Genomic DNA, 16,223 nt, shown 5'->3' on the forward strand with positions numbered 1-16,223 from the left:
GTTAGATGACCAGATGGTGTTTTAACTCCTCGATGATTCGGGTGCAGATGTCTTCGTTGCCCACCTTATTCTCCCGGACTCTCCGCATACCGGCCCGGCGTATCGATTCTCTTTTGGATTCATTCCCCAGCAGATCCCGGCAAATCAGGATGCATTCGTCCACATCGTTCCAGAAAACCGCTTCTTCATTTTCCCGGTACATTTCCGTGTGTTCGGAAGTGCGTTCAGCGCAGAACAAACCACCGATGTACGGGATTTCGAGCGAACGCTGGGTGTGCAGATCCCGGTTTCCTTTCGAGAGCATCCCGATGCAGAGCTTTGCCCCCTGAATGGCGGCCACGTAATCCCGACCGCCCAGGGCTCCACCCCGATAGTGCGCTTTTAGCGCATTCCAGTGCGGTGATTTCTGCCAGCGGTCGCCCCAGATCGCCACCGGCAAACCGTTCTGGATCAATTTCAACAAAAAATCGTCTCTTTTTTCATACCGCATCCAGGTGCCGATGAAAGCGATTTCCGAGCGGAATTGCGTCGGAATTTCTTCCAGCGTATCATACGGTTTATGGGCTTCTTCGTCGTAACTCCGGTAGACCAGCAAGACGTTGGACGCGCCGAGTTCACGGCATTCTTTTTCGGATTCGGTGCGCACCACGACAACGAGATCATAAAAAGGCAGCGCTTTAAGCAGGGATTTAAACCGGCCGCCGTCCCGTTTTCCCGTCGGATCATCGACGTTGTAGAGAACCACCGGAGCGCCAGCAGTTTTTAATTTTTCCAGCGCCGATTTACCGATCAACTCCCCACTATCTACCCAGATTAAATCAACGGTTTTTTGTTTTTCGAGTACCGTCGACAGCCATTTTTGAATCCGGTTTTGCAGAAACTGGTAGCCGGTCCGAAAATGCACTTTAGAACCTAAAAACCCCTGCAACTGCTCTTTACATGCCTCCTGCGGATTATAAACCGTTACCAGATGCCCCAATCTTTTCAGCGCCAGAAACCGGTGAAAGGAGGTAGAAGACGGGTTGTCGTCACCAATGTATACAATCGTCATACGACCTTAAAAAAGACGGAACTTGCGAAGAACCAACAGGATAAACCAGTAGAGAAGGGCATCCTGTATCCAGCCCCGCATTAAAAAAGAATAAATATTAACGACGCTTTCCGAAAAATTGGAAACCGAAAATAAGGTAAAGAAGAAGTTCATCTGAATGAGTCCGGCCAGACTTAAACAGGTCGTCATCACGGCCCCCTGCTGGTAATACATCACAAATAAGTCGACCAATAAAAACAGGGGAATGATGCCAACGGCCATTAACAAGAGATACCACCATCCAAAAGTCGCCATACCGGTACCGGCAAAATGGCCTGTTCGAAAACCGCCCAATCCTCCTTTACCGCCCGACCGATCGTACAAATAATCCCCATAGGAGGAGGCATTGACCGTGAGTTTATCCACTTTAATGTGGAGAAAATTCAGAACCGGTAACGGCAAAATGGCCCAGAATTTATCGATGGAATAACTGAGCATGTCGTCGTTCGGCTTGCCCATTTTATACGCCAGTTCAAGGCTGGCATCGTTGTATTTCAGGTTGCAAAACCGGGACAAAAAGATGTTATCAAAATAGGTCTCATCCCAATCCCGAACTTCAATCACTGTGTTCATGGCCCTGAACTGCTTAATGGCTTTTTTATTCTGCAAAACCTCAAGCGTTTTCAGCACCAGTTCCGTACTGGTCAGGTTGCTTCTCTGCGCCCTGACAATCACCATGGACGTACCCAAATCTGCGAGCGGACCGGTTATAATCCAGAGACCTAAACCGGCCAGGAGGGTATTTTTAAAATTGAAGATATTGTGATCGAATTTGCCTAACAGGAGGCCGATCAGATAGGCAATTCCGACGGCACTGATGCCGGTCATAAAAAGCCCCCGACTGTTTCCGCCCATCCCGACAAACAGCAGCATGGAAGCAAAAATCAGGACTTTAAGAGTCGGCGGTTTAACGAAAGGCGGTCTTTTTAACGAAAATAAAGGTCTTAATAACAGAAATAAGGGTGTATAGGCATAGGGTACCAACCCTTGGAAAAATTTCGCCACCGTTCCTCTTTCTTCGGCGGTTCCATCAAAATGGCTTCCACTGAGGTAGGTAACGGCCATGCCGCCTAAGCCCACAAAGCCAATAATCCAGATTTGGAGATCGGAAGGGGTTGCAAAAAAATAATTCCGCTTTAAAACCAGACTCAGTTTATAATACAGTCTGCCGGCAAGTCCTTCGCGCCATTTTTTATAGAGATGATGGGACGTTATAAAAACCACCAGTGCCAGTACAGAATGAATAAAAACGCTGTACGGAAATTTAAGATTATAGGTGATCGGCTTTCCTTCGAGCAGTGTAAAGATCAGCGGCAAAACATACTGGGTGAGTGAAAAACCCAGGATGATGACGGTTGAAAACGTGTATTTTGATAAGTTAAAAGCCGTCAGAATAAATTTATCGGCTAATCCCCATGCGAAAAGGACAAAAACCACCGCAAACAGATTGGCAGGACTAAAGAAAAACAGACTTTGCAGCAGCGCGGCCACAAAAACCGCAATCCAGATCCACCGTTTGAAGATCCCTAAAAAAATAAAACGCGGCTGAACCGGCAGGACAGGCGTCTGCGGTGCGGATGCGAGGGGCCGTTTCTGACTGGCTACCATGCTCATTTTCCTTCGACCAGGGCTAGTAATGTTTCCCGAAATCCTTCGCCGTAGCGATCCCATCCGCCCATGCTTTTCACGCACTCAATGGCTGCCACCGACATGCGATCCCGCAAGGCCGGGTCATCAGCCAACTGCGCTAATTTCTCGGTCATGATCGCCGGATTCCGAATGGGTACGATAAAGCCTTCCTGACCGTCTTTAAATAAATCTTCCGATCCCGAATTCACACTGGCAATAACCGGACAACCACACGCCAGGGCTTCTCCCTGCACCATGGCCAATCCTTCTTCTAAACTCGGAATGATAAATACGCTGGCGGTGCTATACATGCGGGGGAGTTGAGCGTTCGGGATCAGGCCTAAAAAAAACACCTGGTCCAGGTTTTGTCCGATCAGCAATTGTTTTATTTCCGATTCAACCGTTCCGATAACGACAAATTCCTTGTTAGGATGCCGGAGGTTCTGGAAGGCATGTAAGGCATACATGAACCCTTTTCGAAGGCACACATTGCCCACCCAGAGTACTTTAAATTTGTCCGTGTCGGGTTCGGCCACTTTATAAAATCGCTCCAGCCGGGCACCATACGGTATTTTAGAAAGCTTGCTTTCGGGAACCCCCTGATCGATAAATGTCTGCTTTACGAACTCAGAAGGAATCGTAATCCGGTCGGCCTGTTCATATTCGATTTCTTCCTTTTCGATCACCCGCGGGTCGACTCCTCTGAACGTAAATCCCCAGCGGGCGTATTCTTCGCGCAGGATTTGATCCTGAAACCGGATGTGGGATGAGCCCCGGTCGCAGATGAAATAACCGTCGTTGTCTTTCGCTTTTTTACCGGCGTGTAACCCGTTGCCCGACAAAGCAATCAGGATGGTCGGATGGTCAATTTTTCCGGCCACATATTTATCAATCACCTGTTTATCGATCCATTCCCATTCTTCCGATAACCACTCCCAGTACTGAATTCCAATCAACCCTCTTTTCATGTAGGGCGTATGAATCCACGGAAACGTTTTTACTTTGTCCTTCGGGATACCCTGTTCATCTTTTAATTTAAATTTAGGAAAGCCCGTGTATATTCTTTCCAACAGTCCTAACCGTTCTAACTGTCTTGCGAGGTGGAAGTGATGAAACCTTCCGATCGCCAACTGGGTAACCTTCATGATTGAATTAGGCAGTTTTGCTGTAACAGTACTTGCCAATAACGGGCAGACGACTTAATAATAACAAGGTTTTCTCCACCCCAATCTTCGAAAACAGCTCCCAGTATTTCTTTATATTCCAGCATAAAGCCACAAAAGATCCGGCCAGATACAACAGATAATAGTCGGGGAATGCACTCATCATGATCATGCCAAAAGCCGCTATCAGGACAGATCGGATTGCGATACCGTACGATTGGTTGGGCCAGTGCATGTGATGCAACTGGAGCCATTTCCTGGCGTAATACCGGAACCCAACAGCGGCTGCCATTTCGGCGGTTAAAAGCGAGATACCGGCGCCAACGATGCTGATTTGGGGAACGAGGAAAAAGATACCGGCGATAACGATCAGGGACGATACCAGCGAAATACCCATTTGTAATTTGAGCAGGTTATTCCCGGTGACGATTGCGGTGGCCGGTTGGGCGATGCCATACACCAGCACACTCAACGACAGCGTCGCGAACAGATAAGGATCGTAGACGATCTGGCCTTTCGTCCACATCGTAAACAGGAAAGGAGCGATGGCATGAATAACCAGCACGGCAGGCGCCAGAACAGCCACCACCACCAGCCAGATGCTGTCGAAAGCGACCTGCATGCGTTCCTGATCCTTGGTGTGCAGAAACCGCATCAATTCCGGCATCAACGGGTTCGTAATGGTAGAGAGCCCCTGCAAGGCCACATTGGCACCGGTCCGCATCGTTACGAAAGCCGCCAGACTGGCTGCACCCACCATGGGAGACAGCAACAGCCGAACGCCCTGCTGTTTGAAATTTTCCAGAAAATACCGGCCCGACAACGTAATGGAGGTAACGTATTTTTCGAAGCCCATCCGCACGGAAGCCGTCGTGATTTGGATGCTTTCCCGTTTTAATAGCCTGTTGGTATCCAGAAATTGAATGAACATAATCGCCATAGACCCTACGGATGCCGCGATGTTAACCCCCAGTAAATCGGCACCGTTTATGATAAAGACCACCGTAATAAGTGAGGTAAGAATGGACGAAATCACGTTCCACCACTCCATTCGGGGGTAGTAGCCAAAGGGGTTTAATGCTCTAAAAAACAGCCCGATAATGTTGGAGGCTATCCACGTAACCCATTGCAGCATGAGCGACCAGCCAACCTGATTTCTAAAGTCCGGATTGGTGACGCTTTTTTCGTTGAATAAAAACTCGATGTTGCTGTAAAAAGCGATGTAATATAAGATAGAGAGTTCCAGAACACTCAGGATCAGAATGACACTGACTCCGGACCAAAGCAAGGAAGCAATTTGGGGTCGGTTGGTGGTGCCAAATTTCAAAAATTCAAATTGTAAATAATCACTGTAGCCTCTCCCCAGCGTATTTAAAACATTGATCAGTGCCTGAATGGCAATGTATACCCCGTAGGTTTGAATGTCCCAATAGCTCAGAAAGATGGGAACAAGAGCCACCTGTGTGAGCATAGTAACCCCAATCCTTGCCCAGGAAGCCGCCGTACCTGAAATCAGTCGTTTAGTGGTTGACATAAATGGGGTTGCTCATCATGGATTAACTTCAAAAACTTCGCTTATCACACCTTCTTTACAGTTTTAATTCCGACTGAATGATGGGCAATAAATCTTTCGCCAATGCTTTTTGTCCCTTGCTGTTCAAATGAATTTCATCATTGAACATGTCGAACGCCATGCGGTTGATGCGCATCGGGATGTGGTTTTTTTTGCAGAATGCTTCGATCACCAGGCCGCCCCGGTCGACCGTATTTTTCGTCAGTTCCGACTGGGAGCGGTGTAAATACAGAAAGAACGGTATTTTTAACTGCCTGGAAATACTGTCTAAACCGGCAAACCCTTTGACCAGATTTTCGGGTTCTTCGGCTATTTTTTCCTCCTTACCAGCGGGTTCTTCGGATCTGAAGTAGCGATCTTCTACGGTGGCCCACGCCTTTACGACCAATTTGGGCCAGGCAAATGCGTCATTCTTATCCGGATGCGTTGACGTTACGCCTACAATGGGCTGAAAAGTCATCGGGTCGAATGCGTCGCCACTATTGGCCACCATCAAAATCATATCGGCACCGAACACCCCAAATTTCTTTAAATAAGCCACTACATTATCGGGCGACCAGGTCTTGTCACTGATGTTTAATACGCGTATTTTTTTACCGTATTGACGAAGCAGTTCTTTTTCCACGAGGGTGCTGGCCAGACTGTCCTGATCGATGGAATTACCGCCGTTGATGATCGAGTCGCCCACCAGTAAAACCACGAGCGTATCGGTTTTGGCAACGGGCGCACTGCGCATTGAAAATTCATTCGTGGTAAATCGATTCCGGTAAATTCTGACATCCTGATTGGGTTTCAGCAAATACTCATACTCCGTACTGGCGTCGTAAAGGGGATAATTGGTTAACCCGTAATAGCGACCAGCCAGCTCCACCAGCAGGAGAAAGAAGCAAAAGATAAGGGCCGCCAGGGCATTTTTTTTCATGAATTGACAGACTGATTTTGAGCGTGGTTTATCGCCCGTTATCCGGTTTTTTTTCGCGTAAACGTTCCGGAGTTAAAAAATATCGGCTGGTTTTGATACGGCTTCGCCCTTTCAGTCCCAGGTTGGACCTAACTTGCCGTACTTTCGGGTAGTCAGAAATTGCAGGGGCTCAAACGTAGCCTTTAAGCCGTAACCAGCGTTCTTGATAAATCGACTTTTATAACCATTTGCAGCGAATCGATAAACACTTGCAGTGTTTTCCCCTGCTGGTTCATTACGTTGCCTTCCAGATCCTGAAAACAGCCGGATTTTATTTTGATGCGGTCGGATGATGAAAAGGCCTCAACCTGAATGTGGTTGTTATCGGTCTCTTTCAGCATTCGCCGGATGATCTCGATTTCGGAATCCCGAACCACGGCCGGTTTATTCATCCAGAACAGGTAGCGAACAATACCGGGTACGCCGAATACCTGGGCGCGTTGCTGTTCTTCCAGATTCACAAAGCAGTAGGACCGGAAAAGTGGTTCTTCAACGGTCTTCATTCGATCCGACCACTTTCGTTTGGTTTTAACCAGCGGACAATAGACTTCGATACCGCGCTCTTTCAACTTGTCGGCCACCGCCTTTTCGGTTCGGGACTTCGTATACAATACGTACCAGGACATAAGCTTGCAAGAGATTATTCCGTTACCAGGCGTTTTTATTTTCACCAACCATGGCCTTCACCGTCAGCCAGCAAATCCAGAGATCGAACAGAATGGACTTTTTCCGGTTGTAGAAGCGGTCATATCTGACCCGGTGGCGCATTTTCATGACATGGTCGATCTCGCCCCGGTACCCATTGATCTGGGCCAGTCCGGTAATCCCCGGTTTCACGCGGTAGCGTTTCCGGTATTCAGGCATTGTATTCCAGAATTGCGCACTGTGCTGAATGGCGTGGGGTCGGGGTCCAACAATGCTCATGTCGCCGATGAGCACATTGATGAATTGCGGCATTTCGTCCAGGTTGGTTTTCCGCAGAAACCGCCCGATCGGGGTGATCCGCTCATCGTTTCGTTTTGCCTGTTTGAAGGAATCCGCCGGATTGTGCGTCATCGTTCTGAATTTCAAACAATTGAAAGAAGTTCCGCGATAACCGGTACGTTTCTGGATGAACAGAATGGGACCGGGTGAACCTAATTTGATCAACAGGCCAATCAATGGAATCATCCAGATCAGGATACACACGATAACCAGAAAACTCAGGCAAATATCGAAGGCACGCTTTCCAAAATACCGGTATGTAAAATCGCTGCGTCGGTTCCGCTCCTCTGCATAGACATAAAGGGTTTGGTATTGTGAGTTAAGGCTTAGCATATTGCTTTTAACTGTCTAATTCGGGTTCGTTACAGGAGAATGACGGTTTGGAAAACCGTCGGAGCTTGGTATCAGGCGATCAACAGCACCTGTTGGTGATTTAATTGCTAAAAAAGGCCGTTGAGTCAGGTTTTTCGGTGTTTTGCTTTGCCACCCTGCTGGTTTGGATCCGAGCCCCCATAATATTCGCCGTAGCCATAATTATAGTAGTGCGAATCGCCTTCTCCAATGGCATTCAAAACGATACTCAAATTCTGGAATCGCTGTTCTTTGTAGAGAGCATCCACCATTTTGAGGTGGTTTTTGGGTGTATGGTCGTGCCGGATCATAAACAGGGTAACATCGGCGAACGGCGCAATTACCTGCGAGTCGGTTACGAGTCCAACGGGTGGCGAGTCGACCAGAATGTAGTCGAACCGTTGCCGCAACTCGCGAAAAAGCTGACTCAGACGGGGTGAGCTCAACAACTCCGCCGGGTTCGACAGGAGTGGCCCCGCCGTAATGATGAAGTAGTTGTTGTATCCCATGATGGGCTGAAGCAGTTCATCGATCGTCGCTTCTCCCAGCAGGTAATTGCTGATGCCGGCGAGGTTTTCCATGTGCAGGCTCTTGTGCAGTTGCGGTTTCCGCAGGTCCATCTCCAGAATAACCGTCGTGCGCTCCACCATGGCCAGGCTGGCCCCCAGATTGAGGGAAATGAACGATTTGCCTTCCCCACTGATGCAGGAAGTGAACAGCAGCACCTGGCTGCGCTGTTCTTCGCCTTTCAAAAAATGCAGATTGGTCCGCAAAGCCCGAATCTGCTCTCCAATTACAGAGCGCATTCTCGGTTTGAAAACCAGGTTGTCGCTGGACATTTTACTGCCCTTCACAATTTCACCCAAAATAGGAACCTGCGTGAATTCCTCCACGTCGGAACGGCGCATCACCCGGTCATTGAGAGCCGATTTCAGCTCAATAAAGCCAATGGGCAACACCAGGCCGATGCAGCCGAAGATCAAAAAGATGGACTTTTTCACCGGGGCAATCGGCCCTTCGTCCGTGCGCGCTGCGTCTACAATCCGGCTGTCTGAAACCGTCGAAGCGGCCGACAAGGCGGTTTCTTCCCGTTTTTGAAGCAGATAGGTATACAGACCGTTTTTAATGACCTGCTGCCGGGTAATGTTAAGCAGCGTCCGCTCTTTTCCCGGAACGGTCCGGATCATGCCTTCCATCCGCCGGTTGTTTGCCAGCAGGTGGTTGCGGCTGCTGGTCAACTGCTGCCGCATCGTCCGGATATTTTCGTTGATGCTGCCTTTGATGGTTCTGATCTGGCTGTCGATCGACTGGAGCATGGGGCTGTTGCTGGCCATCATGCGGGACATTTCATCGCGCTTCAGTTCGAGTTCCGATACTTTGGTGAGCAAGCCGTTCAGGGTCGGGTCGTTCAGTCCGATGGTGGCGGGGGCCACACTTTTGTCACCAATCTGTTTGGCCACGTAGCGTTCAATGTCCGCCAAACCGCTCAACCGCATGTTTACTTCATTCAACTGGGCATCATTTTCCTTGACGGTCATCAGGAAGGTCTGGGCCTGAATGCTCAGATCCGTAATACCCTCGGTCGATTTATAGGTTTCGACTTCCTGTTCTACTTTCGAGAGTTCACCGGCAATCAGGCTCAGCCGCTCCTCGATGAAGTGGAGCATGTTGTTGGCGTCTTTGTTTTTATCAAACACCGCTTCCTTGCTGTAGGCATTGACCAGTTGGTTCAGAATCGCTTCCGCTTTGTCCGGCACGGTTTCTTCCATGCTAAGCTCCAGCACGTTGGATTCCTTGGCGGCCGGTTCAACGCTCAGTTTATTCAGATAGCTGTTGACGGCTCTCGAGTGGGTTGCCACCGACACCAGCACGGGTGGTGTGCTGGCCGAAACAGGCGTGAGCGCAAATACGCGGAGCAACCCGTAGGGTGTTTTAATATTTTGGTTAAACGGATAAGAGTAGCCATTTAACAGGAATGTTTTTTCATCCACGAACGTAAACATCAACTCGCTGGAAAACAGGCTTGGATGCTCTTTTTCAACCAGTAACCGGATGGGCGACTCCCCGTAGATTTCCTTGTTGTACGTTTTGGTGAGGTGATAATACTGAACGTCGAGCCCCAGGCTTTTCACCACCCGATCCATGAGGGTGTAGGATTTAAGAATTTCGATCTGGTCGTCGACGCTGACGTTTTTAGTAAAGAGAGAGAGTTCTTTCATCAGGTTCTCGGCCGAGACGCCCCCCTTCTTTTCGTCTTTGATCAGCAAACTCGCGTGTACCCGGAAAACCGGCGGTTGATAGAGCAGGTACCCATAAGCCGCTCCGAGCATGATCGCGATGGAAAGCATAAACCACGGCCAGAAGCGTAAATACCGCATGAGCGTAGCCCGCAGATTGGGCTGTGGTGCTATTTCATAGGCCTGATAAGGCGTATATGAGTTATTTACCATAGTATTAACGCGTTACAACAATGGCTATGATCGAAAGCGCACTGAGGATAATGGGTACTAACTGATAATTCCGGTCTGCATTGGCAATTCGGGCCTTACCGGGTTCAACATACACGATATCGTTGGGATGCAGGTAATAGAATGGCGAGCGAAACAAATCCCGCCGGGTTAAGTCAACGCGGTTAAACGTCCGTTGCCCGTTCTCTTCGCGGATCACCAGAATGTTCGTACGCTGCCCGAAAATGGTAATATCGCCCGCCAGCCCCAGGGCTTCAGGCAACGTAACGCGTTCATTGGGAATGGTGAAGAGAGAAGGCCGGGCCACTTCTCCCGTGACGGAAATCTGAAAGCTCTGGTTTCTGACATTCACCGTTGGTTCTTTCAGATAATCAAGTAATTTCTGCCGGATCTGTTTGGCCGCCTGGCTGCTGGTGAGCCCCTGAACGGTCACTTTTCCGATCAAAGGCAATTCGATCTGGCCTTCTTCGCTCACCAGATAACCGGTCACATAAGGCATGGGCGTTGTGGCAGAACTCTGCCCGGCCATGGCCGTGATGGAGGTATAGGGATTAAACAGAGCCGTAGCCTCCGGGCTAAAACTGCTTACCTGAACAGACAACACATCGCCTACTTTGATGGTCGCTACATACCGGGGAGAAAGCGCAATGGTGTCTTTATCGTTCCCGCTTTTCTGATACAGCACCAATTTCCTGCTTGATACACAACTCGTCAGAAAAACACACAGGCCCAACACCCAAATCCCCCCCCGAACACCCAGTTTACATTGATTCATACCGTCACTTTAATAAAATAATGATACTGGTTCTGCAAATAACCGGACTGCTACTGCCAGACTAACTCATCCACTTCGCTAACAAGACATTGTCCTTGTCAAAAAGTTTTGCAAGTTAAGTAAAATTACTCAATTCAAAAAACGAAAACAATTTACACGGCCTGACGTTTCGGGGTACTCATTGGGTTGCATGATCCTTACGGTAAACTCTCTGGATGCTATTACCGTTCCTGATGGAAGCAACTGTATTACAAAAATAATACTTATAAATTGAATAAAAATAGAATTTAATTTCGCAAATACCTTAAGTAATTCCGCAATCTCTTTTATCAGACACATGAATTACGAATTACCAACGACTTTGATCGCAGAATCGACTACCGTTCCGGAAACGGTAAAAAATCAGACATTACTCAAGTTTTTACGGGAATATAATTTCTACAAATTGTGCTAACCCTGCGCAGGTATGTAGTATTTCTAACCATTTTATTTGCTTGTACAATAATGTTTTACTACCTTGTATTGTATTGAATAACCATCCTATTTAACAGACAAAGAAATTCAATGAATTTTATTCATCGAATTTCCCTTACTTTATTATATGGCGGTGATTTTTATGTGCGATAATTCAAACCGGGCGCGCGTGGCAGGCTTTCCGGCGAAAATGCAACTTCTCCGGCGCATGAAGGAGCCGGGTCAATGAATGGCAAAAGGCACACTTTCAGACCGGGTAATCCCGCCCGGTTCCGCTTCATTTTGAATCTAAAATAATTTGGATCAAGAGGTGAAAGTACGAGGCTGTTTGTAGCCTGCACTGAAAGCCGGGCGATTACTTCGAACCGGATGGCAGATTGCCCTACTCTGCTTTCAGCACCCGCACGGTTTTGAATTGATCGGTGGTGCTGACCCGGAGCCACAGAAGCCCCGCTGGCTGACCGGCAATCAACACCGTCTGCCGCTCAACGGCACCAGCCCGTTCTACCCGATTTCGGGTGATCAGTCGCCCCTGCACATCCGATAATTGCCAGTGAACCGGCTGGCCTTCGGCACCCCGAATCTCGATTTCCAGTGCAGTTCCCACAACCGGATTCCCCAGCACAGTCACCCTGAGATCCGTTGTTTCTTCGGCTGATAAACGCGCATTCGCACACTGATAGGCTTTGGGTGACCCTTTCAGAAGGTACGTGCTGCCCAGCACCCTGGCCCGAACCATCGCGCCGTTTTTTAAACCTGCCGGAGGTGAAAAGTTGTACGCATGAACCCCGTTGCCCTTCCCGGCCGTCTTTAAATCTGTCCGGTAAATGTTGGCCTCCGTGCGCCCTAAAATCGTAGTAACAGCCGGCGAACCGGTTTCAAGGTAGAACTCAACCGTCAAGGGTGTGTTCGGTTTGTTGCGATCCCAGACCCACCCCCGGATGCTTTCGCATTCCAGTTTATCCAGAAAGCCTTCAAAATTTCCGGTTACAACGGGCGCGATGTCGGCAGGTTTAACAATCAAATCAAAACTGACCTGACCCATTGCCCCTTGCTCATCGGTGGCCGAATACGTCAGTTTATAGGTTCCTTCTTTGACCGGCGTACCGGTAATAATGTGATTGAACGCCGTTGCACTCAGACTTCGGTTGCCGGTATTCGTACTCAATCCGCCCGGTAATTCGCTTAATCCATACGTCAGGGTTCCGCCTTCGGGGTCGGTGAAAGCGACCAGTGTTCCCGAGAAAGGCACCCCCACCTGGGCGGTCAGCGGGGCAATCAATACGGTGGGAGAAGGCGGCTGCGGAGGTTTATTGGCCGTGGGCGTCGGGCTGGGTTTAACGCACAAAACCGTTGCCATCGCAGCGTGGCTAACCCGATCAAACCGGTCGTCCCGAATCGCGTTCGCTGAATTTTCCAGCTTCAGGTTGCAAACCAGTGTGTTGTAGGAACCGCTGTTAACATACAGCGCGTTGTTGCAGTTGATGGCCGTGTTGTTCTCGAAAATGCTCCCCAGAATCGCCGGAACCTGCTCATCCTGATAAAAAGCCACGGGATGATATTCCAAATAATTGAGGTACCCTTCCGGATATTCCGCATCCACCACCGCCGGGATGTTGGGAACGCCCGCCCGCAGCGTGTTGCCCCGCACCTCCAGCCCCACCACCGACGTACCGAAGGTTTTTTCCTGGGCGTGCTGCACGGGATGGACGCCAATAAACACGCCATTGGCCCCGTTCGTGTTCGAAACGGTGTTGCCCACAATCTGGGTGTTATACATCGGCATAAACTGCTGACGACCGTCCGACTGCTGCTGAATCGGCGTCAGGTCGATCGACCCGCTGTTGAGCAGGGTGTTGTTCACAATCGCTACCTGCGTTGTCGATGTGTGGTATAGCGTAATGCCGCGGTGATTACCCGACAAGCGGTTGTCCTGAATCAGCCAGTTGCGCGCCCCCCAGTTGAAAACCGCATACCGGCTCCCCGCGCCCGGAATGACGTCCCAGGCCCGGTCCAATTGCAGCGTCGAGCCGCTCCGGCTGGTGATCCGGCGCCACTGCCCCATCCCTTTTCCGCTCACAATGGCCACCACCGGCTGCCGTCGAAAGCTTCCCCAGTTTTTGCTCTGGTCCTGCAAGGTCGTGGCCGTGGCTCCGCTCACCGTTCCGGCATCCTCATCGATGCGGTCGCCCCCTCCACCCTCACTGATGATCGTTTCGCCGTCTCTGCCGTTCTGGGCCGGGCCGTTGACGACCTTGAATTCATTCTTGAGCACCGCGACATTCTGCGCAAAGTTCATGATCAGAACGTGGTGGATCGTATTGGTTGGATACCGGGCCGAGCCGTCGCGGATGACTACGTTGTTTTCAAAAACCCCGTCGCGGGTTTTGTCCAGATTGAGTCCATCGACAGCGTACGTAAAGGTGTTTCCCCGAAGTACAAAATTGCTGCATCCGTCCAGTTGCAGCGGCCCCCGGTAGCTAAAACGGCTGTCGATGCCCTGGCTCAGATCAGTGTTGGCAATCACCAGCTTGTCGCTGTTGGCCAGCCACAGCCAGTCGCTGCGTTTAAGATCGAACCGAACCCGCTGCAAAAAAATCTCCGTGCCCTGTCCCCGGCTGCTGTTCAGCCGTTCGCTACCCGTTTCGTCGATGTTCAGCAGCGACAAATCCGCCAGACCGGCCTGCCGGGTGATTTCCGGCCAGAGAACGCCCAAATGGGAAACGCCGGTTTCGTAGCCAAACTGGATGATGGTCTGCCCCTTCCCCGCTCCCTGAATCACCACCCGGTTGCGCATCCGCAGGTATTCGAAATGTTGATAGAGCAATTTGTAGGTTCCGGCGGGCAGGTAGACAATACCGCCCCCATCGGCCGCTGCCCGGTCGATGGCCTGCTGCAGAGCGGGCTGGTCGTTGGCAACCCCATTGCCCACCGCTTTCACAGACAGGCGCGTATCGGTTTTGACGTTGTAGATGTTGCGGTAAAAGTCCAGTTTAGCCGCCCAGCCAACCCCCAGTTGGAAATAGTCCTGACCGGGTGTAACGGCGGTCAGTTTGGACTCCATGCGGGTTTCTCCGGATGCTCCACCCAGGCCATTGGTAACCAAAACCGTGTAGGCGACTCCGGCCTGCAGGCTCCCGGGCAGTTTCAGACTCAGTTGGTAGGCGTCGCTCTGATCGGCGTTCACCAACGCTTCGTGAACGGTGTTGGAGCCATCCGCCAGCAGACGAACGCGGGGATTCGCCCCGGCCAGTTTCAGATTCCGGCCAAAGATGCGAACCGTGCCGTCGGCATAGACCTCCGGTGAGTCAAAATGGTGGCCTAAAGCCTGGTTGACGAATACACTGGGGCTGCGCTGTCCCTGGTCTTCCACCCAGATTTCGTAGAGATCCAGACCGGTTTGGGCGGGAATCTGAACCGTAAGCTGGTTGGCACTCTGCACCTGAATGGGCAAAGCCGTGGTTGTTGTAGCGGTTCCTTTGCGAAAGAATGCTTTAGCCGACGCTCCGAAAGAGCCTTGCAGACCGACGGTTTCGCCGGGTTGGGCCGAGGGGCTGGCATTGAAAAGGCGGGGTTGGGCAGTAGCGGTTTGTAAACTACAAAGGCTAATAAAAAGGAAGAATATCAGGTAACGATGGGTCATATCTTTATTTTTTACAGATTACGCATCGTATCCAACCGCACATTCCTCCTTCACCAATGTGTAGTCACAGAACTAACATCGCCTTTATTGGCTCATTATTCTTCCGCTAAATCTGTGCCAATTCGACCCGGTTTACAGCAGTTTACAAAAAAGGAAGTGAACGGACGATTTACCCCGGCGGAACCGCTGGTTGAAAAGAGAGAATGGTAATCCGGAGAGAATTTTGATAAGGATAACCATCTGGCCTTCGGTTGTAGAAAAAACCGGCTGATTTTTACCCAAACTGGTACGTTTCAAAAGCAATCAGACCGGGCTCGATGGGCTGGTTACCCGCAACAAAACTGCAATACCCTTTCCACTGTTCCAGTTCAGACACATACCAGCGGTTTTCTCCCAGCATGGCAACGGCTGATTCAATCAAAATAGTGGCAAGTGGCAGTCCGATTCCACGACCGTCGGCTTTGGCAATGGCTTCTTTGACAGTCCAGTGACGCCAGAATTCAAGGATCGGCTCTTCCGATCCCGTGATCCGCTGCCATTGCGCGGGCGACATCACCGATTCAAAATCAGAGAAGTCAATGGGTCGGATCAATTCGATGTCTATTCCGACGGCAATATCCCGGCTGGCCACGCAAACAATCCGGTCGGCCGAATGGGCAATATTGAAGTGAAATCCGGGTTCGATAAACGGTTTTCCGTACCGGCCGATGGTAAGCCGCTCCAGCGTTTCAGCGGGAAAACCATACTGACACAGAAGTTTAGCCAGCAACAACCGGCCAATCAGGGAACGCTGCCGGTCCTGCCAGTTCCGGTAGGCATTCAGTTTGGCGTGAAAGGCGATTGGTACGGATTGCAGGTAATGCCGGTAAAGGGCGTCCGGCCAGCAATCGCCCAGCGGAGCCGAAGCAATGGATATCCGTGGTTCTTCGTTCCAGCTACGCATTAAACCGGTTTAGAATTTGACTTTTCTTCAATTTATAAATAAAGAAGAAAGGGAATATTAAATTAAAAATGATGAATGCTAAAGGTAAAAGTGTCGGACTAGAAAATACTTTTACATTTAGCATTCATCATTTTTAATTTAATATTCTTTTATCTGAAAAAACACAAAA

Annotated in this window: 11 protein-coding genes; all 11 read right to left on the minus strand. The window is 50.0% G+C overall.

Annotation, left to right across the window (positions count from 1 at the left end):
* Position 1: 1 nt before the first annotated feature.
* Positions 2-1,051 carry a CgeB family protein gene (locus ACO064_RS11500; RefSeq protein ID WP_421827509.1) on the minus strand — a complete coding sequence of 350 codons (1,050 nt, stop codon included), beginning with the start codon at positions 1,049-1,051 and terminating at the stop codon, positions 2-4.
* A 6-nt stretch (positions 1,052-1,057) separates the two neighbouring features.
* A complete protein-coding gene (locus ACO064_RS11505) occupies positions 1,058-2,704 on the minus strand; it encodes a hypothetical protein (protein ID WP_421827510.1) in 1,647 nt (548 codons plus the stop codon).
* On the minus strand, positions 2,701-3,789 hold the full coding sequence (locus ACO064_RS11510; RefSeq protein ID WP_421827511.1) for a glycosyltransferase family 4 protein: 1,089 nt from the start codon (positions 3,787-3,789) through the stop codon (positions 2,701-2,703). The genes ACO064_RS11505 and ACO064_RS11510 overlap by 4 nt, the downstream gene beginning before the upstream one ends.
* Before the next feature lie 82 nt (positions 3,790-3,871).
* Positions 3,872-5,416 carry a lipopolysaccharide biosynthesis protein gene (locus ACO064_RS11515; protein ID WP_421831087.1) on the minus strand — a complete coding sequence of 515 codons (1,545 nt, stop codon included), beginning with the start codon at positions 5,414-5,416 and terminating at the stop codon, positions 3,872-3,874.
* A gap of 55 nt (positions 5,417-5,471) precedes the next feature.
* Positions 5,472-6,377 (minus strand): hypothetical protein, encoded by a 906-nt coding sequence (locus ACO064_RS11520; protein ID WP_421827512.1) that lies wholly within the window; start codon positions 6,375-6,377, stop codon positions 5,472-5,474.
* A 182-nt stretch (positions 6,378-6,559) separates the two neighbouring features.
* Entirely contained in the window at positions 6,560-7,042 is a 483-nt protein-coding gene (locus tag ACO064_RS11525) for a UpxY family transcription antiterminator (RefSeq protein WP_421827513.1), read from the minus strand.
* Positions 7,043-7,064: 22 nt separating this feature from the next.
* Entirely contained in the window at positions 7,065-7,733 is a 669-nt protein-coding gene (locus ACO064_RS11530; protein ID WP_421827514.1) for a sugar transferase, read from the minus strand.
* A 125-nt stretch (positions 7,734-7,858) separates the two neighbouring features.
* Positions 7,859-10,201, minus strand: a complete 2,343-nt coding sequence (locus tag ACO064_RS11535; RefSeq protein ID WP_421827515.1) for a GumC family protein — start codon at positions 10,199-10,201, stop codon at positions 7,859-7,861.
* 4 nt (positions 10,202-10,205) lie between these two features.
* Positions 10,206-10,994, minus strand: a complete 789-nt coding sequence (locus ACO064_RS11540; protein WP_421827516.1) for a polysaccharide biosynthesis/export family protein — start codon at positions 10,992-10,994, stop codon at positions 10,206-10,208.
* Positions 10,995-11,850: 856 nt separating this feature from the next.
* Positions 11,851-15,111, minus strand: coding sequence for a putative Ig domain-containing protein (locus ACO064_RS11545; RefSeq protein ID WP_421827517.1), 3,261 nt, complete (start codon positions 15,109-15,111; stop codon positions 11,851-11,853).
* A 274-nt stretch (positions 15,112-15,385) separates the two neighbouring features.
* Positions 15,386-16,054, minus strand: a complete 669-nt coding sequence (locus ACO064_RS11550; protein WP_421827518.1) for a 4'-phosphopantetheinyl transferase family protein — start codon at positions 16,052-16,054, stop codon at positions 15,386-15,388.
* Between the last annotated feature and the right edge of the window lie 169 nt (positions 16,055-16,223).

Source organism: Larkinella sp. (genome assembly GCF_965227735.1).
Lineage (GTDB): Bacteria > Bacteroidota > Bacteroidia > Cytophagales > Spirosomataceae > Larkinella.